This is a genomic window from Microbacterium sp. LjRoot205, assembly GCF_056175745.1.
Genome location: NZ_JBGFFH010000001.1, coordinates 339,726 through 357,227, shown reverse-complemented (window position 1 = coordinate 357,227; position 17,502 = coordinate 339,726). Strand labels below are relative to the sequence as shown.

Annotated in this window: 18 protein-coding genes; 5 read left to right on the top strand and 13 right to left on the bottom strand. The window is 68.2% G+C overall.

Features of this window, described 5'->3' with window-relative positions:
- Positions 1-172: 172 nt before the first annotated feature.
- The 5 genes from AC04ME_RS01830 to AC04ME_RS01810 are packed head-to-tail and all read right to left on the bottom strand — an operon-like array spanning position 173 to position 4,704.
- Positions 173-949 carry a DeoR/GlpR family DNA-binding transcription regulator gene (locus AC04ME_RS01830; RefSeq protein WP_056375170.1) on the bottom strand — a complete coding sequence of 259 codons (777 nt, stop codon included), beginning with the start codon at positions 947-949 and terminating at the stop codon, positions 173-175.
- Between the two features lie 19 nt (positions 950-968).
- Complete coding sequence (locus AC04ME_RS01825) at positions 969-1,856, bottom strand: class II fructose-bisphosphate aldolase (protein WP_475433269.1); 888 nt, start codon at positions 1,854-1,856, stop codon at positions 969-971.
- Positions 1,853-2,794: a 1-phosphofructokinase family hexose kinase gene (locus AC04ME_RS01820; protein WP_475433267.1), complete on the bottom strand. Its 942-nt coding sequence runs from the start codon at positions 2,792-2,794 to the stop codon at positions 1,853-1,855. Before AC04ME_RS01820 ends, AC04ME_RS01825 begins: the two co-directional genes overlap by 4 nt.
- Complete coding sequence (locus AC04ME_RS01815; RefSeq protein WP_475433265.1) at positions 2,791-3,783, bottom strand: ROK family protein; 993 nt, start codon at positions 3,781-3,783, stop codon at positions 2,791-2,793. The genes AC04ME_RS01820 and AC04ME_RS01815 overlap by 4 nt, the downstream gene beginning before the upstream one ends.
- A gap of 24 nt (positions 3,784-3,807) precedes the next feature.
- Positions 3,808-4,704 (bottom strand): SIS domain-containing protein, encoded by an 897-nt coding sequence (locus AC04ME_RS01810; protein WP_042541202.1) that lies wholly within the window; start codon positions 4,702-4,704, stop codon positions 3,808-3,810.
- A gap of 290 nt (positions 4,705-4,994) precedes the next feature.
- Here AC04ME_RS01810 and AC04ME_RS01805 point away from each other — a divergent pair, with 290 nt between their 5' ends.
- From AC04ME_RS01805 to AC04ME_RS01790, 4 genes are all read left to right on the top strand, one after another.
- The gene (locus AC04ME_RS01805; RefSeq protein WP_475433263.1) at positions 4,995-6,239 is read left to right on the top strand and encodes an extracellular solute-binding protein; all 1,245 of its coding nucleotides are present in this window, start codon (positions 4,995-4,997) and stop codon (positions 6,237-6,239) included.
- A gap of 50 nt (positions 6,240-6,289) precedes the next feature.
- The gene (locus AC04ME_RS01800; protein ID WP_475433261.1) at positions 6,290-7,264 is read left to right on the top strand and encodes a carbohydrate ABC transporter permease; all 975 of its coding nucleotides are present in this window, start codon (positions 6,290-6,292) and stop codon (positions 7,262-7,264) included.
- Positions 7,265-7,266: 2 nt separating this feature from the next.
- The gene (locus AC04ME_RS01795) at positions 7,267-8,187 is read left to right on the top strand and encodes a carbohydrate ABC transporter permease (protein WP_194285985.1); all 921 of its coding nucleotides are present in this window, start codon (positions 7,267-7,269) and stop codon (positions 8,185-8,187) included.
- Positions 8,188-8,414: 227 nt separating this feature from the next.
- On the top strand, positions 8,415-8,894 hold the full coding sequence (locus AC04ME_RS01790) for a hypothetical protein (RefSeq protein WP_475433259.1): 480 nt from the start codon (positions 8,415-8,417) through the stop codon (positions 8,892-8,894).
- Between the two features lie 44 nt (positions 8,895-8,938).
- On the opposite strand, the gene AC04ME_RS01785 is transcribed toward AC04ME_RS01790, so the two are convergent.
- Positions 8,939-10,105 (bottom strand): ROK family protein, encoded by a 1,167-nt coding sequence (locus AC04ME_RS01785; RefSeq protein ID WP_475433257.1) that lies wholly within the window; start codon positions 10,103-10,105, stop codon positions 8,939-8,941.
- A 138-nt stretch (positions 10,106-10,243) separates the two neighbouring features.
- Positions 10,244-10,543, bottom strand: a complete 300-nt coding sequence (locus tag AC04ME_RS01780) for a chorismate mutase (RefSeq protein WP_042541193.1) — start codon at positions 10,541-10,543, stop codon at positions 10,244-10,246.
- Between the two features lie 94 nt (positions 10,544-10,637).
- Here AC04ME_RS01780 and AC04ME_RS01775 point away from each other — a divergent pair, with 94 nt between their 5' ends.
- Positions 10,638-11,930 (top strand): AI-2E family transporter, encoded by a 1,293-nt coding sequence (locus AC04ME_RS01775; RefSeq protein ID WP_475433255.1) that lies wholly within the window; start codon positions 10,638-10,640, stop codon positions 11,928-11,930.
- A gap of 172 nt (positions 11,931-12,102) precedes the next feature.
- On the opposite strand, the gene AC04ME_RS01770 is transcribed toward AC04ME_RS01775, so the two are convergent.
- The 6 genes from AC04ME_RS01770 to AC04ME_RS01745 form a co-directional block, all read right to left on the bottom strand.
- Entirely contained in the window at positions 12,103-13,026 is a 924-nt protein-coding gene (locus AC04ME_RS01770; RefSeq protein ID WP_475433254.1) for an ABC transporter substrate-binding protein, read from the bottom strand.
- Positions 13,027-13,073: 47 nt separating this feature from the next.
- Positions 13,074-13,877 carry an ABC transporter permease gene (locus tag AC04ME_RS01765; protein WP_475433252.1) on the bottom strand — a complete coding sequence of 268 codons (804 nt, stop codon included), beginning with the start codon at positions 13,875-13,877 and terminating at the stop codon, positions 13,074-13,076.
- Positions 13,874-14,554 carry an ABC transporter permease gene (locus AC04ME_RS01760; RefSeq protein ID WP_042540393.1) on the bottom strand — a complete coding sequence of 227 codons (681 nt, stop codon included), beginning with the start codon at positions 14,552-14,554 and terminating at the stop codon, positions 13,874-13,876. Before AC04ME_RS01760 ends, AC04ME_RS01765 begins: the two co-directional genes overlap by 4 nt.
- Positions 14,551-15,438 carry an ABC transporter ATP-binding protein gene (locus AC04ME_RS01755; RefSeq protein WP_082041094.1) on the bottom strand — a complete coding sequence of 296 codons (888 nt, stop codon included), beginning with the start codon at positions 15,436-15,438 and terminating at the stop codon, positions 14,551-14,553. The genes AC04ME_RS01760 and AC04ME_RS01755 overlap by 4 nt, the downstream gene beginning before the upstream one ends.
- Positions 15,439-15,502: 64 nt before the next feature.
- Positions 15,503-15,805 (bottom strand): DUF427 domain-containing protein, encoded by a 303-nt coding sequence (locus AC04ME_RS01750; protein ID WP_042540391.1) that lies wholly within the window; start codon positions 15,803-15,805, stop codon positions 15,503-15,505.
- Positions 15,806-16,006: 201 nt separating this feature from the next.
- On the bottom strand, positions 16,007-17,440 hold the full coding sequence (locus AC04ME_RS01745) for a dihydrolipoyl dehydrogenase family protein (RefSeq protein WP_309692727.1): 1,434 nt from the start codon (positions 17,438-17,440) through the stop codon (positions 16,007-16,009).
- Positions 17,441-17,502: the final 62 nt, after the last annotated feature.

Sequence of the window (17,502 nt, the reverse complement as noted above, 5' to 3'; positions counted from 1 at the left end):
GCGCAGTCGAACTGGGGAAACCCTCGTGCACTGGGGAGTGTGAGGGAACGACAGGTCACCATCTACTCCGGGGGTGCCGCGAGAGGGGTCGCGGCACCCCCACCAGGAGTCCGCACGGTTCTCGGCTTGTCAGGCTCGTGTCCGCGTGCCAAGGTTACGGGCAGCCGCCAGGTCAGGCCGTCAGGACCTCGTAGCCCGCGTCGCGGAACGCAGCCAGGGTCGCGGCATCCGCTCCGTCGTCGGTCAGGAGAACGGGGAACAGCTCCGAGCCGCCGACGGCCGCGAACGCCACCGTGCCGATCTTGCTGCTGTCGGTGACGACCACAGCGCGGCGGGCTCGCTCGGCCATCATGCGGTTCACTGCGGCTTCGCGCTCGTCCTGCGTGGTGGCGCCGGCCGCCGCATCCATGCCGTTGACTCCGATGAAGGCGATGTCGAGCCGCACCCCCCTCAGCAGCTGCTCGACGAACGGGCCCACCAGCTCATAACTGCGCGAGTGGATCACCCCGCCGGTGACGACGACCTTGATGTCAGGCCGGGTCGCGAGCTGGGCGGCGATGTTCACGGCATTGGTGACGACCGTGATGCCGGGCCCCGCCGCGAGATCGTCGCGAGCGGCGAGCGCTGCGGCGATGGCCGTGGTCGTGGTTCCGCCCGACAGGCCGACGACCATGCCCGGTGCGACGAGCGCGGCGGCCGCCAGGGCGATGCTCTCCTTCTCGTGCGCGCGCTGGTGGCTCTTGTAGCGGATCGGCAGCTCGTAGGCGACCGAGTGCGCGACAGCCCCGCCGTGCGTGCGGGTGAGCAGACGCTGCTCGGCGAGCGAGTCGAGATCGCGACGGGTGGTGGCGGCCGAGGCGCCGAAGCGCTCGACGAGCTCGTCGACGTTCACCTCGCCGTCCTCGGCCAGCAGGTCGAGGATCGCATTCAGGCGGGCGGCGCGCTTCATGTCACCATCCTGCCCGTGTTCACGCTGGTCGCCCCGCAACTCCGGCGGACTCGAGGGCGAACAGGCGCAGCATCCGCGCGGCTTCGCCTGCGAGCGCCTCGCGCGCCGGCGAGAGGAACTTGCGCGAGTCGACGAGCTTCTCATCGGCGTCGAGCGTCGAGCGGATCGCCCGGGTGAAGAAGCCGTTCAGATGCGTCGAGACGTTGATCTTGGTCATGCCCGCGCGCACGGCGTCGGCGATCACGGCATCCGCGACGCCCGAGGATCCGTGCAGCACGAGCGGCACGGTCTGCTCGTCACGACCGCTGCGCTCGAGCGCCTCGCTCAGTCGTCCGATCAGCTCGAGGTCGAGGGACGCCGTGCGATCGGTCATCGCATGCGACGAGCCGACCGCCACGGCGAGCGCGTCGACGCCGGTCGCCGCCACGAATGCGCGGGCCTCATCGGGGTCGGTGCGCACACCGGGTGCGTGGGCTCCGTCCTTGCCGCCGACCTCGCCCAGCTCGCCCTCGATGTAGACGCCTGCCGCATGCGCTCGCTCGGCGACGGCCGCGGTGATGGCCACGTTGTCGTCGTAGGGCAGCGCTCCGCCGTCGAACATGACCGAGCCGAATCCGAGGGCGATCGCCTCATCGACGAGCTCGGGGCGCTCGGCGTGATCGAGGTGCACCGCGACCGGCGTCTGCGCGCGTCTCGCCACCGCGAGAGTCGCCAGCGCGATCGGCTCGAGACCCCCGTGATAGTCGGCGCAGTTCTGCGAGATCTGCAGGATCACGGGCAGGCGCGCTGCCTCCGAGGCGCGCACGAGTCCCTCGGCCGTCTCGAGGTGGATCACGTTGAACGCGCCTATGCCGGTGCCGCGTGCCGCGGCATCCGTCACCAGTTCGCGGGCGGAGACCAGGGTCACAGAGGGTCCTCTCGAACGATGGGGTCATAGGGGGCGACGACCAGGCGCTGCTCGAGCGCCGGCCAGTCGTCGGAGATCTCGCCGGCGAGCGGCATGAGCACGGCGGCAGCCGACCAGGCGGTCGCGCGACGCAGGATCGTCTCCGGATCACGGATGCCGTCGGCATAGAGCACCGCGCACGCGGCCACTCCGGCATCACCGGCGCCGGTGGGGTTGCCCGCGAGCGGAGCGTCGAGACGAGCGTGCAGCACCTCGGATGCCGTGACCGCGAGCATTCCGTCGGCACCGAGCGACAGCAGTACGAGGTCGACGCCCCGCTCGATCAGCGAGCGTGCGCCCTCGACCGGGTCGGTGATGCCGGTCGCCTCGATGAGCTCGGCGGCGTTGGGCTTGAGGACGGATGCTCGGGCATCCGCCGCGTGCAGAAGAGCCGGACCCGAGGTGTCGACGATCACCGGCACACCCGCGTCTCGCGCCGTGCCGATGAGCAGCGGAAGGAGCGTCTCAGGTGCCCCGGGCGGAAGGCTGCCCGAGATGACCAGCACCTGTGCGCCGGGGAGGGCGTCGACGACCTCGCCGAGCAGCGCCGCCCACTCGGGATCGGACGGGTTCACGCCCCGTTCGTTGACGATCGTCGTGTCTCCGAGCGCCTCGTCGACCAGGGCGATGCTCTGCCGAGTCGGTCCCACCACAGGCACGAGCCGGTGGCGCACCCCACTCGCTCCGAGCTCGGCGGCGAGCTCGACGCCGCTGCGACCTCCGGCCGTCGACACCGCGAGCACCGAGGCGCCCTGCGCGTGCGCGACCCTGGCGACGTTGAGGCCCTTGCCGCCGGCGCGCACGGCGCCGGCATCCGCTCTGTGCGTCTCGCCGAGGGTCAGTCGGTCGACGTGCCAGGTGAGGTCGAGGGCCGGGTTCGGAGTGACGGTGAGGATCATGCGAGCTCCCTCGCGCGCAGCGCCGCGCCCAGGATGCCGGCGTTGCCCGACAGCTCGGCCGGTACGAGCTCGGGAAGTCGATGGAAGCTCAGGCGTTCGGCGAGCCGGGCACGCAGCTCGTCGAAGAGCGCCCCACCGGCGCGCGAGAGTCCGCCGCCGATCACGATGGCCTCGGGGGCGACGACGGCGGTGAGCTGGGCGAGCGACAGGGTGAGGGCGTCGAGCGCCGAGTTCCAGATCTCGGATGCGACGCGGTCGCCGGCCGCGGCACGGGCGATCACGTCCTTCGCGCCATCGGGGTTGATGCCGGTCGCATCGCGGTAGCGACGAGCGATGGCACCTGCCGACGCGACCGCCTCGAGGCAGCCCCTCGCACCGCACGCGCACACCGGTCCATCGGCGATCGGCGAGTGGCCGATCTCACCCGCATAGCCGCCCGCGGTGTAGGGCTCTCCACCCACGAGCAGTGCACCCGCGATGCCGGTGCCGATCACGAGCACCACCGAGTTCGAGTACGCGCGCGCTCCACCGAGACGATGCTCGGCCCAGCTCGCCGCCCGCACGTCGTGATCGAAGGCGACGGGCAGGCCGAGCTTCGCCGAGGCGAGATCGCGCAGCGGAGAATCGTGCCAGCCGAGGTTGCTCGCGAAGACGCCGAGCCCGGCCTCCGCGTCGACGATCCCCGGCACCACGAGCCCTGCGGCCTGCGGAACGACGTCCGGGTGGTCTGCCCGCAGCTCGGCGGCGAGCACCCCGAGTCGCTCGATCAGCACCTCGGTGCGGTCGCCGTCGGCCACGGGGGTCGGCGTGCGACGAAGGCCGAGCGCCGTGCCGTCTGCGTCGAACAGCGCCGATTTGATGTCGGTGCCGCCCACGTCGAAGGCCAGCACCGGAGCGCCGCTGCCCAGGGGGCGTGCGGCGGCGAGCTTCTCGCCGGACGCGTCGCTCACGACGTCGGCGATGCTCGCGGCATCCTCAGGGCTGGTCATCGAACTCTCCGCGGGTGGATCGGGTCATGCATCCAGGATGACGGATCGCGTGAGGTTGCGAGGCTGGTCGGGGTCGAGACCCTTGGCGACCGCGCGGTCGAGGGCGACGCGGTGCAGGCGCACGAGGTCGGCGAGCGGGTCGATCGGATGCTGCACGAAACGCGCCCCCGTGGCCTCGACCTGCGCGGCCAGACCCTCGGGCGCCTCGCCGAACTGCCAGGTCACGCGGCCGGGTGCGGCGATCGCGATCGGACCGTGGCGGTACTCCATCGACGGGTAGGACTCGGTCCACGACTGCGATGACTCGCGCATCTTCAGAGCGGCCTCGTGTGCGAGACCGACGGTCCAGCCACGGCCGAGGAACGAGTACTGCTCGGCATCGCGCAGCTCGTCGTCGTCCTCTGCTGCGAGCACGGCGGCGGCATCGTCGATCGCACCCGTGAGGTCTTCACCGAGTGAGGCGCGGAACAGCGCCAGAGCGGTGGTCGCGAAGCGCGTCTGCACGACCGACTTCTCATCGGCGAACGGAAGCAGCACCGCTTCGTCCACCAGCGAGACGAGCGGCGAGGTCTCGTCGCCGATCACGCCGATCGTGGGCACTCGGCCCTTGATGCGCTCGACCAGTTCGAGCACCTCGGTCGTCGTGCCCGAGCGCGTCAGCGCGACGACGGCGTCGTAGCCGCGGTCGACGAACGACTCGGAGGCCGCGAACGCGTCGGTCTCGCCCTGCCCTGCGGTCTCGCGCAGGAACGCATAGGACTGCGCCATGAACCACGACGTTCCGCAGCCGACGACCGCGATGCGAGCTCCGGATGCCGGCAGCAGCGCCTGCATGTCGCGGAGTTCGACCGCGCGGGCCCACGTCTCGGGCTGCGAGTTCAGTTCTTCGCGCATGTGTGCGCCGGGCAGAAGTTCGGTCATGTCGGGCCCTCCGGACCAGATGTTGCAAGTTTGTGATCGTTTAAGTGCTGATTCGATCATAGTATTTCGACACGAGGAAATCCTGCAAGGTTCCTCTTGATTTGTTTATTCTCCTGACAAATAATCGAACAAGTTCCACCGCCCCTCCGCAGATCCGGTCCACGGAGGGTTCCTCGAGCCGACCCGGCTTGAACCGATCGCCCAGCCACCGGCGAAGGCGATCACACGCACCGTCGCGTGAGTTGTGCTTGCGACTGTGCACCACCTACACAGTGAGGAATGCAATACACATGAAGAAGTCACTGCGATTCGGTGCCGTCGCCCTGGCGGCGACCGCCACGCTCACGCTCGCTTCGTGCGGGTTCGGCGGCTCGACAGGAGGCGGCGGAGACGCCGAGGGCGAGACGACGCTCAACCTTCTGGTGCCCAGCTACTCCGACGCCACCAAGGGTCTGTGGGAAGACGTGATCGACGGGTTCGAGAAGGAGAACCCCGACATCAAGGTCGACCTCGAGGTGCAGTCGTGGGACAACCTCGAGAAGGTCGTCTCCACCAAGATCCAGGCCGGCGAGGCGCCCGACATCTACAACGGCGGACCCTTCGCCGGATTCGTCGGCGACGAGCTGCTCTATCCGGTCGAGGACGTGGTCTCGGAGGAGACCTACTCCGACTTCCAGGACGCGTTCCTCGCGAACGCCGAGGTCGACGGCACCGCCTACGCCCTGCCGCTGATCGCATCGGCCCGCGCCCTGTTCGTCAACAACGCGCTGCTCGAGCAGGCGGGCGTCGAGGCTCCGACCACCTGGGACGAGCTGCTCGATGCCGCGACCAAGGTGTCGGCACTCGGCGGCGGCGTGGCCGGTTACGGCATGCCGCTCGGTTCCGAAGAGGCCCAGGCCGAAGCGGCCGTGTGGCTGTGGGGCGGCGGCGGATCGTTCGGCGATGCCTCTGAGATCACGATCGACACCCCCGAGAACCTCGCAGGTGCCGAGCAGATCAAGAAGATGATCGACGCGGGCGCCACTCAGGCAGACCCCGGTTCGACCCAGCGCTCGCCCCTGATGGACATCTTCATCCAGGGCAAGATCGGCATGCAGGTCGGCCTGCCCCCGACAGTGGGCCAGATCGAAGAGGGCAACCCCGAGCTCGACTACTCGATCGTCCCGATCCCGACCGAAGACGGCTCGCCGTTCACGCTCGGCGTCATGGACCAGCTGATGGCGTTCCAGAACGACGGCGACAAGCAGGAGGCGATCACCGCCTTCTTCGACTACTACTACTCGGCCGATGTGTACGTGCCGTGGGTGCAGGCCGAGGGCTTCCTGCCCGTCACCAAGTCGGGTGCCGAGCAGCTCTCCGGCGAGGAGGCGCTCAAGCCCTTCCTCGACGTGCTGCCCGACGCGCAGTTCTACCCGTCGACGAACCCGAAGTGGTCGGCGACCGACGGAGCCTTCAAGGCGCTGTTCGGCCAGCTGCAGTCGAAGCCGGCCCAGGACGTCCTGGCCGAGATCCAGGCGCAGGTCGACGCGGGCTGAGTCCCGCTGACCCTGCCCACATCAAGCGACGGAGAGGTTCGGGAATTCCCATGAGCCAGACGAAAGAATCCTCGAACCTCGCGGGGGCGGCCACCGGCCGCCCCCGCACCCCGGGACGCCGCACGGGCGCGACCCGCGGCCGGCCGGGCGGCAAGGACCTGCTCCAGGCGCTGCCGTGGATCACCCCAGCCCTGCTGCTCATCTTCGGCGTGGTGCTGTTCCCCGCCGGGGTGATGTTCTTCAACTCCACCCGTGACATCTCGCTGTCGGGCCTCGACAAGGGCTCGGTCGGCTTCGACAACTTCGTGACGGTGTTCACGTTCGCGGAGTTCTGGCCGATCATCTTCCGCACCATCATCTGGGTCGTGGCGGTCGTGACCTTCACGGTGATGATCTCGCTCGGACTCGCCCAGATCCTCAACAAGGCCTTCCCCGGTCGGCAGATCGTGCGCATGGCCGTCATCGTGCCGTGGGCGGCATCCGTCGTGATGACGACGATGGTGTTCTACTACAGCCTCGAGCCGTACTTCGGGGTCTTCAACAAGTTCCTCTACGACATCGGGCTGTCTGACGACGCGGTCGGCTACGGCTGGACCAAGAACCCGGCCACCGCGTTCGCGTGGTCGATCGTGATCGCGATCTTCGTGTCCCTGCCGTTCACGACCTACACGATCCTCGCCGGACTCCAGACGGTTCCGGCCGACACCCTCGAGGCCGCGAAGATGGACGGCGCCGGTCCCACGCGCACCTACTGGACGGTCGTCGTCCCGCAGCTGCGCAGCGCACTCGCGGTCGCGATCCTCATCAACATCATCAACGTGTTCAACTCGCTGCCGATCCTCAAGGTGATGACCGGGTCGATCCCGGGCTACGGGGCAGACACGATCATGACGATGATCTTCAAGTACATCGAGCTGCAGAAGAAGGTCGACGTCGCCAGCGCGCTGTCGGTCGTCGCCTTCCTCATCGTGATCGTGATCGTCGCGATCTACGTCAAGGCCGTCAAGCCCATGAAGGAGGTCTGATCATGACTCTGACCGAGACCGCCCTCGTCACGACCGCAGGCGACGACGCCGCACCCCGCATCCCCGGGCGCAAGCGCCGGTACACCGAAGACCAGGTCACGCTGCCTCGCGTCATCCTGCGCATGGCCGCCGGCATCCTGGTGCTCGCGATCTTCGTGCTGCCGTACCTGATCATGTTCTTCGGCTCGGTCAAGACGAAGTCGCAGATCCGCTCGGTCGATCCGACGTACCTGCCGATCGAGTGGCACTGGGAGAACTACATCTCGATGTGGTCGACCCCCGAGACGCCGCTGCCATACAACCTGATCTCGACGATCATCATCGCCGTCTTCGCGACGCTGCTGGTGCTCCTGGTGTCACTGCCGGCCGCGTACTACACGGCACGGTTCAAGTTCCCCGGGCGTATGGTCTTCCTGTTCCTGGTGATCGTGACGCAGATGCTGCAGCCGGCCGTGCTCACCTCCGGCCTGTTCCGCCAGTTCACGGTGCTCGGACTCGGCGACACGTGGGCCGCGATGATCTTCATCAACGCCGCGTTCAACCTGTCGTTCGCGGTGTGGATCATGCACTCGTTCTTCGCCGGCATCCCGAAGGAGATCGACGAGGCCGCTCAGATCGACGGCGCCGGACGCTTCACCGTGCTGTTCAAGATCAACCTGCCGCTGGTCTGGCCCGGAATCGTGACCGCGATCGTCTTCACGTTCGTCGCCTGCTGGAACGAGTTCGCGGCATCCCTCGTGATCCTCTCGACCGACAAGAACCAGCCGCTGTCCGTCGCGCTCACCAAGTTCGTCGGTCAGTACGAGACCAGCTGGCAGTACGTGTTCGGCGTCTCGATCGTCGCGATCCTGCCGGTCGTCATCCTGTTCATGCTCATCGAGAAGCGCCTCGTCGGCGGCCTCACCGCCGGCAGCGTCAAGTAGAACCAGCCCGCGATCACCCGGACGCCAGACGAAATCTCGGCACGCGGGCTGGGTGTACCAGCCCGCGTTCACAATTCAGCATGAGATCGATGGATCCGCGCGACCTCGGTCGCAAACCGGCGTATCGACACCGTTCATGCTGAATTGTGAACGGCGGGGGCGCTGGTCCGCTCGTCAGGTGCTCGGAGCGGAGGAGCGCCGTCTAGTGTGGTGACGCAGGGGGCAACATGACATGGCAGGATGCTGGACGAGTTGATCGACGACCGTCAGGCGACGCGCACCCGGGGTGGGGGTGGGGCGTGGTGCTCGTTCCGGCAGCGGTCGGACTCGCAGCGCTCGGGCTGTTCTTCATCCGATCGCTCGACCCCGGGATGGGCACCCTGATCGGCGTCGCTCTCATCGCCTGGGCGGTGTCCCTCGCGATGCCCTTCTTCGTGATCGCCTGGTACGCGGCGCAGGCAGCGTGGAAGGCGCCTCGCGAGCAGCGCGGACAGAGCTTCGCTGCACCATCGCACGCGCTGCGGCGCATCGGGTTCGGCATGCGCTGGAGCTTCCGCGCGCGCGGCTCGCTCTTCAACCCGGCGTCGTACGACGGACCGGACCTCCCGATGCTCGTCATCGGCAAGATCGTCCACTACCTCGCGATCGCGATCCTGGTGATGGCCGGGCTGGTGGCCGCACTGGTCGGGATCGCTTCGCCGCGCTGAGCGGGCATCGCGTCCGCAGCGGCCGCAGGAGAGAGCGCTGAGGTTCAGTCGCGAACAGCGGATGCTGCGCGCAGCTGCGCCGGACTCCAGCGCACGCCCAAAGCGCTCGAGAGTGCCACCTGTGCGACACCCGTCGAGATCGACGCGTCCGAGTCGGCGTATCGCACCGGCACGTTCGTGGTGCCGGTCGCCGTGTAGTCGACTTCCGCCTGCACGAGTGGCAGGAACCGGTCGCCCAACGCTCGTGCGGGCCCGCCGATCACGACCTCGGCCGCATCGAGCACCGCGGCGATGAGCTTGATGGTGCGGGCGAGCGCCCGTGCTCCTTCAGCCAGGCGCTCGTCGTCGGCGGCCGCGGCGAGCGCCGCGATGGCCTCGTCGTCCATGGCGTCATCGAAGTCATCACCGAGCATCGCCGTCATCGACGACGCCGACTCCAGGCACCCCTGCCGTCCGCATCGGCACGTCCGCGCCTCTCCGCCGAACTCCACCTGGACGTGCCCGATCTCGCCCGCACGGTCGCGAGGACCGGGAGCGAGCTCTCCGTCGAGAGTCACCGCCGCACCGATACCGGTGCCGATGTGGATGAACAGTCGATACCCCGACGACTCGTCCTCCCTGGCGGCTTCGGCGATCGCCTCGGCATCCACGTCGTTGACGAGCAGCACGGGAATCCCGAGCACTGCTTCGAAGCGCTCGGCGAGCGGCACATCCGTCCATCCCAGCTGCACGCTCTCGAACACGCGCCGTCCGTCGGTCGTGCCAGGCAGCTGCACTCCCGCCACGAGCAGCCGACCGGAGTACTCGGCCGCGACGTCGGATACGGCGTCGTCCAGCATCCGGTCACGCGACTCTTCAGAGAACGCGACTCTGCGCGTCTCGACCTCGGTGCCGTCGAGCGCGACCAGCGCGATGCGCGCATCGGTCGGCCTGATCACCAGAACGAGGATGACGTGATGCTCGGCTGCGATGCTCAGGGTCGTCGCCCGCTTGCCGCCCGTGCTGGCGGCCTGCTCGCCGTCGACGATCAGCTGCAGATCGATGAGCTCCGCCACCAGAGACGAGGCGGTTGCGGCGGTGAGTCCGGTGGCGCGGGCGATCCCTGCCCTCGTCTCCGAGCCGGGGTTGCGGAACACGAGCTGCAGCGCACGACGCAGATTCGCTCGGCGAACCGACGCCTGCGTGTCCAGTGCGTCGTCGCCGTTCAGCATGGTGCCGGTCCTGTTGTCGGAATTGGTTGACAGACCTGGTGGTTCTGCGTACCCTCGGTCATAGTTTATTCAATAAACTTAGTTCGGTCCCCGGGCGGGTGAGTGCTGCACACACTGTCACTCGCCCGGAAGGCCGGATCATCGCCCCTCGGCGGCTTCGGTGTGATGGCGGATGACTTCGGCCACCACGAAGTTGAACCACTTCTCGGCGAACTCCGGGTCGAGATGCGCGTCCTCGGCCAGTGCCTTGAGACGGGCGACCTGCTGCTCCTCGCGCCCCGGATCCGATGCCGGCATCTCGTGCTCGGCTTTGAGCTGCCCGACCTGCTGCGTGGCGCGGAAGCGCTCGGCGAGCATGAAGATGAGTGCGGCATCGATGTTGTCGATGCTCGAGCGCAGTCGGAGGAGTTCAGCCCGGGGGTCTTCGGCGGCGGTCATGCCCCCTACTCTACGGAAACACGGGGCTGGACGACCCTTCGTGACCGTGCGGATGCTGCCGGGTCTGGCACCGATCGGACGCTATCGTGAGCACATGAGCCGAGAAGAGCACGAACCGTCCTCGAAGGGGTCCGCTGCCGCATCCGACCCGTCCGCGGACTCCGCGCGGGCGTCCGCGCGCGAGGCCTCGACGACCGACGCATCCGCCGGCGCCTCTGCGTCCGCGAGCTCAGCCGCGTCAGGGGCCGCCGCCGTCGCCGCCACCACCCCGCACGATCCGACGACATCGCCCGCTCCTCGTCACGGGGTCGTCGAGCCGATGACGCCGAGCCGGTCGTTCTGGACGCGCATCGACCGCCCCTTCGTGTTCGGGTTCCTGGTGACGCTCGGCGCCCTCGGTGCCATCGTGCTCGGCCTGGCAGTCGCGAACCTGTCGACCGTGCTCATCTACATCGCACTCGCCATGTTCGCCGCGCTCGGACTCGACCCCACCGTGCGGTTCCTCGAGCGACGGGGGCTGTCGCGGGCGATCTCGGTGGTCGTCGCGATCCTCGGGCTCATCGTCGTGGCCGGCCTCGTCGTGTGGATGGTGCTGCCGGTCGTGATCGACCAGATTGCGAGCTTCGTCGGATCCGTGCCGGGGATGATCCAGGAGTTCACCCGCAGCGACATCTATGCGGCACTCGATGAGCAGTTCGGCGATCAGTTCCAGGATCTCGTCGCCGACGTGCAGTCGTTCCTCACCAATCCCGGCAACATCGCTGCGATCGGCGGCGGAGCCCTGAAGGTCGGCGCCTCGATCGCCAACGCCATCTCGGGCATCATCGTCGTCCTGGTGCTCACGCTCTACTTCGTCGCGACACTGCCCGCGATCAAGACGGGAATGCTCCGACTCGCTCCCGCCCGTGACCGTGCTCGCGCCAGCGACATCACCGAACAGATCACCGACTCTGTCGGCGCCTACGTCATGGGGATGGTCGTGCTCGCGTTCTGCAACGCCGTGCTCGCATTCCTGCTGTATCTGTTCCTCGGACTGCCGTTCCCGCCGCTCATGGCGACCGTCGCGTTCTGCATCACCCTGATCCCGCTCGTCGGATCCGTGATCTTCTGGATCATCGGCACGGGTCTCGCCCTGTTCACCAATCCGATCGCAGCGCTGGTCTTCGCTCTCATCTACCTCGTCTACATGCAGATCGAGGCGTACGTGATCACCCCGCGCGTCATGAACCGCGCCGTCTCGGTGCCCGGCGCGCTCGTGGTGATCGGCGCACTCGCGGGCGGCACGCTGCTGGGTCTGCTCGGAGCGCTCGTGGCGGTGCCGGTCGCGGCATCCATCCTCATCATCATCAAACAGGTGCTGATCCCACGGCAGGACGCCCGGATCTAGCGCCCAGCTCCGCGCGCGCACACCGCCTCAGACCGCGACACCGCGAACCGCGCATGTGGCCTCCGTCCCGCGCAGGGGTCTCGCGCAGAAACCGCGGCCTCACCGCCCCGCACACGCAGAAGTGCCCAGCCCCCTGAGGGACCGGGCACTTCTGTGTGAAGACGACTCGGGGTCAGACGAGGTCGTTGTCCTCGAGCCACTTCTTCGCGATGTCAGCCGACGACTGCTGGTCGACCGTGCTCAGGACGTTGAGGGAGACGAGCTCCTCGGCCGTGAGCTTCGCGCTGATCGCGTTGAGAACATCGGAGACGTCATCGGCGATGTCGCTCGAGACGATCGGCACGACGTTCGACGAGATGATCAGGTTCTCGGGGTCTTCGAGAGCGACGATCTCCTCGGTCTCGAAAGCCGGGTCGGCGGTGTAGATGTCCGCGACCTGGATCTGGCCGGCGAGCAGCGACTCGAGCGTGGTCGGGCCGGTGGCCGAGAACGCCAGGTCGACGCCGTAGACCTCCTTGGCCGCGGCCGGGCTGTAGGGCCGCTGCTCGAACTCGGGAGCCGCACCGATCGTGACCTGCGAGGTCACCTTCGAGAGGTCGCCGATCGTGGTCAGGCCGTTCTCCTCCGCGAAGCTCTTCAGCACCGTGTAGGAGTCCTGGTCGGTCGCCTCGGCGAAGTCGAGGGCCGTGAGGCTCTCGGGCAGGGCGTCCTGCAGTGCGGCGTAGACGTCGTCGGGGCTGGTGACGTCGATGTCGTCGTCCGAGATGTACTCGAGCAGGCTGCCCGTGTACTCGGGGAAGACGTCGATGTCGCCGGACTCGACGTCGGGCATGTACGCGTCGCGCTGACCGATGCTGAGCTGCCTCTCGACGTCGAAGCCGGCTGCCTCGAGCGCCTGGGCGTAGATCTCGGCGATGATCTCGTTGGAGTAGTACGCCTGCGAGCCGACGACGATCGTGTCGCCGCTGCCCGAGCTCTCGCCCGAGTCGGCGGGCTCGCCGAGCGACTCGCTCGAGCCGCAGGCGGACAGGGCGAGTGCGGCCGCGGCGACAAGGCCGACGGCGAAGACAGAGCGCTTGCCTCGTGCTGTGAACATGGACTTCCTCTTCTCTGGGGGACTGCTGGAACTGCTGTGCTGTGGATTCAGGAGGTGGCGGGCTGGGTCACGACCGACGTCGTCCCGGACTCGGCGGCGGACGGGTCGGCGGTGGAGGGCTCGGTGGTGGAGGGCTCGGCGGCCGGCGTGAGCGAACGCGAGCGTCGGCGCGAGGGCCGGCCACCGGTGCGCAGCCCACGCGGGACCGCCAGGTGCTGGGCTGCGGCCAGCAGCAGGTCGACGATCAGCGCCAGCGTGGCGACGAGGATCGCTCCCGCGAGCACCTGGTCGAAGCGCTGCAGAGGGATGCCCTGGATGATCGGGTACCCGAGCCCGCCCAGGCCGACGTATGCGGCGATCGTGACGGTCGCGATGACCTGGAGCAACGCCGAGCGGATGCCGCCCACGAGCAGCGGGAGACCGAGCGGCACCTCGACCTTCCAGAAGATCTGCCAGCCCGTCATTCCCATGGCCTTCGCCGAGTCGATCACCCGTCGGTCGATGGCCTCGAGCCCGGTGTACGCACCGGCGAGCAGGGAAGGGATTGCAAGCAGCACGAACGTCGTGACCGCGGCCTGGGGAACACGGAGCACGCCGAGCAGGAGCACGAGGAGGATCATGAGGCCGAAGGCCGGGATCGCGCGCGCCGCACCCGATATGGCCACAGCGATCTCCCGCCCCTTGCCCGTGTGACCGATGAGCCACCCGAGCGGCACGGCGATGGCGGCCGCGATGACCACCGAGATCGCTGTGAGCGTCAGGTGCTCGCCGAGGAGTTTCGGCAGGGCGTAGTTGCCGGTCCACTGGGCCGGGGCCAGCATCCACGCGAATGCTTCGAGGAAGAGGTTCATGCGGGCGCCCCCACCACGACGGGCCGCGCCGTGCTCGTCTTCGTCGCCGCACGCGTCCACGGCATGAGTGCCCGACCCGCGAGCAGAAGCAGCAGGTCGATCACCAGGGCGATGACGACGACGGCGATGATGCCGGCGAACACCTCGGCGATGATGCGGCGATCGAGGCCGTTGGTGAAGAGGTAGCCGAGGTTCGTGATGCCGATCAGGATGCCGACGGTCGCGAGCGAGATGGTGCTGACCGCGGTGACCCGCAGACTCGCCAGGATCACCGGGCCGGCGAGCGGGAACTCGACCGCCCAGAAGCGCCGGAAGGACCCGAATCCGGTGGCCGTCGCCGCCTGGCGGATGTCGTCGTCGACGGAGTCGAGGCCGTCGGAGACTCCCCGCACGAGGATGGCGATGGCGTAGATCGTCAACGCGATGATGAGGTTGGTCTCGCTGCGGGCCGAGTATCCCGCGACCGACGGCAGCAGGATCAGCAGCGCCAGCGAGGGGATCGTATAGAGCAGCCCCGTGAGCACGATGATCGGCCCGCGCACGAGCTTGAATCTCCACGCGACCCAGCCGAGGGGCAGCGACAGCACGAAACCGAGCACGATCGGGATGATGCTCTGACGCAGGTGCACCAGAGTCAGCTCGAGGATCAGGTCGAGGTTGTCGACGACCCAGTTCACGTGAGCCCACTCTGCACGGCGCCCAGGGCGGCGGCATCCGGGCCTGCGAGCGGACCGTCGGACTTCTCGGCCTCAGCCACGATCGCGCCCTGCGTGCGACCCTCGGAGTCGACCACGACGGTGCCGTGGGGCGTCTCCTTCAGGTGCAGCGCGCGGCGGCCTCGGTCGGCTCCGATGAAGGAGGCGACGAAGTCGTCTGCCGGGTTCTCGATGATCTCGCTCGGGCTGCCCACCTGGACGATGCGAGCACCCTTGTCGAGGATCACGACCTGATCGCCGAGCAGGAAGGCCTCGTCGATGTCGTGCGTGACGAACACCACGGTCTTGTCGAGCTCGTGCTGCAGCCGAAGGGTCTCCTGCTGCAGGTCGGCGCGCACGATCGGGTCGACCGCGCCGAACGGCTCGTCCATCAGGAGGATGTTCGGATCCGCTGCGAGGCCACGGGCCACACCGACGCGCTGCTGCTGACCGCCCGAGAGCTGGCTCGGATACCGCTCGGCCAGCGACTGGTCGAGCCCGACGGTCTTCAGCAGCTCCCGCGCGCGCTCGTGCGCCGGTGCCTTCTTCACACCTGTGAGACGCAGCACGGTGGCCACGTTGTCGATCACCGTGAAGTGCGGCATCAGACCCGAGTTCTGCATGACGTAACCGATGCGGCGACGCAGCGCGACGGGGTCGCCGCCGAGCACGCTCTCGCCGTCGATCTCGACCTCACCCGAGGTCGGCTCGACCATGCGGTTGATCATGCGCAGCAGTGTGGTCTTGCCGCATCCCGAGGATCCGACGAACACCGTCGTCTTGCGTGACGGCAGCACCAGGCTGAAGTCCTTGACGGCGGTCGTGCCGTCGGGGAACTGCTTGGTGACGTTGCGGAACTCGATCACGATTATTCTCCGGTCGGTCGATCGACGAGGCGGGCGTCAGCGCCGCGGCTGCGGCATACAGAGGTCATGCGGAGACTTCGACCCGGGGGTCGAACGCGACGAAGCCCGAGAAATCCTTGCCGACGCGGTCGAAGGCACTGGGGAACGGAGTGGGGTACGACCATGCGTAGTCGGTGTGCAGCTCGCCGCCCGCCTGCACGGAGTAGTACTGCGCATCGCCCTTCCAGGGGCACGTGTACTGGGTCGGGCTCTCGACGAGCGCTCCCTCGGTGATCGATGCGGGCGGGAAGTACCAGTTGCCCTCGATGCGGGCGAGATCGCTCTCGTCCGCTTCGGCGATGACGGTTCCTGCGAGTACAGCCTTCATGGTCCTGCCTCCTCGGATGTGGGTTCGAGCGTATAAGAGGTGTGCGACATTCGGCCGGGGGTTGCGCCCGGGGCCGTCAATATGGGAAACAATCCTGCTCCGGGCGCGCCGATCGCGCCAGGTCTCTCACCGGCTGTTCGGAGCGGATGCCGCAGCGGATGGCGCCGCGCGGCATCCGCTCTTCGCATCCGCCCGACACGATCATGCCGAGTCCCGCCCGTAGGTCTCGAGCAGTCGCAGCCAGATCTCACTGATGGTGGGGTAGGCCGGAACCGCGTGCCAGAGCCGGGCGATCGGCACCTCGCCGACGATCGCCACGGTGGCCGTCTGCACGAGCTCGGCGACCTCAGGGCCCACGAACGTCGCACCGACGATGACATCGCGTTCCTTGTCGATGACGAGTCGCGCCTGGCCTTCGAACCCGTCTTCGTAGAGGCTCGCGCCGGCGACCGAGCCGAGGTCGTAGTCGATCACGGCGACGTCGGTGCCCGCCTTGCGGGCGTCCGCCTCAGTCAGACCGACGGACGCGACCTCGGGGAACGAGAAGGTGACCTGCGGAGCCCCCGCGCTGTCTGCGGTCGCCACGTGCTTGCCCCAGGGAGCGTCGTCGACATCCTCACCCTTGGCGCGTGCGGCGATCACGTCTCCGGCAGCGCGGGCCTGATACTTGCCCTGGTGCGTGAGCAGAACCCGGCCGTTGACGTCGCCGACCGCATAGAGCCAGTCCGACCCGGGCACCCGCAGTGTGTCGTCGACGGTGATCCAGCGCCCGGCCTCGAGGCCGACGACGTCGAGGCCGATGTCGCCGCTGCGCGGAGAGCGCCCCGTGGCCACGAGCACCTCGGTCGCCGTGACCGTCGATCCGTCGTCGAGCACGATCGAGACGCCGTCGTCGCCGCGCGTGACGCTCGTGGTGCCGGTGTCTGTGCGCACGTCGACGCCGAGCTCCTTCAGCCCTGCCGCGACCCGCTCGCCCGCGAAGGGCTCCATCGACCCCAGCAGACCGCTGCGGGCGATGATCGTGACCGTCGATCCGAGCGCCGCATAGGCCGTCGCCATCTCGACGGCGACCACTCCGCCGCCGATCACCGCGAGCGACTCGGGAAGCTCCTCGGCGCTGGTCGCCTCGCGGCTGGTCCAGGGAGCGGACTCCTGCAGCCCCTCGATCGGCGGGATCACGGCATCCGACCCCGTGCTGATCGCGACCGCGTGGCGGGCGTGGAGCACACGGGTGCCGCCATCGGCATCCGTCACCGTCACCTCGCGCTCGCCCGTGAGGCGACCGTGTCCGCGGGCGAGGTCGATGCCGGCCGAGTCGAGCCACTTCACCTGCCCGTCGTCAGACCAGTTGCTCGTGAACGAGTCGCGACGGTCGAACACCGCGCGCACGTCGAGCCGTCCCGTCACGGCCTCGGCCGAGCCCTTGACCTTCTGCGCCGCGCGCAGCGCCTGGGCCGGACGCAGCAGGGCCTTCGACGGCATGCAGGCCCAGTACGAGCACTCACCGCCGACCAGCTCGCTCTCCACGATGATCGCGGTCAAGCCGTTCTGCACGGCGCGGTCGGCGACGTTCTCGCCCACCGGTCCGCCGCCCAGGACGATCAGGTCGTATTCGTCTGTCTTCTCAGCAGTCATGAGATGCACCTCTCCGTCGCCCAGTCTTGCTCAAGAGCAACGTCGAGTCACGGGCCGGTTGT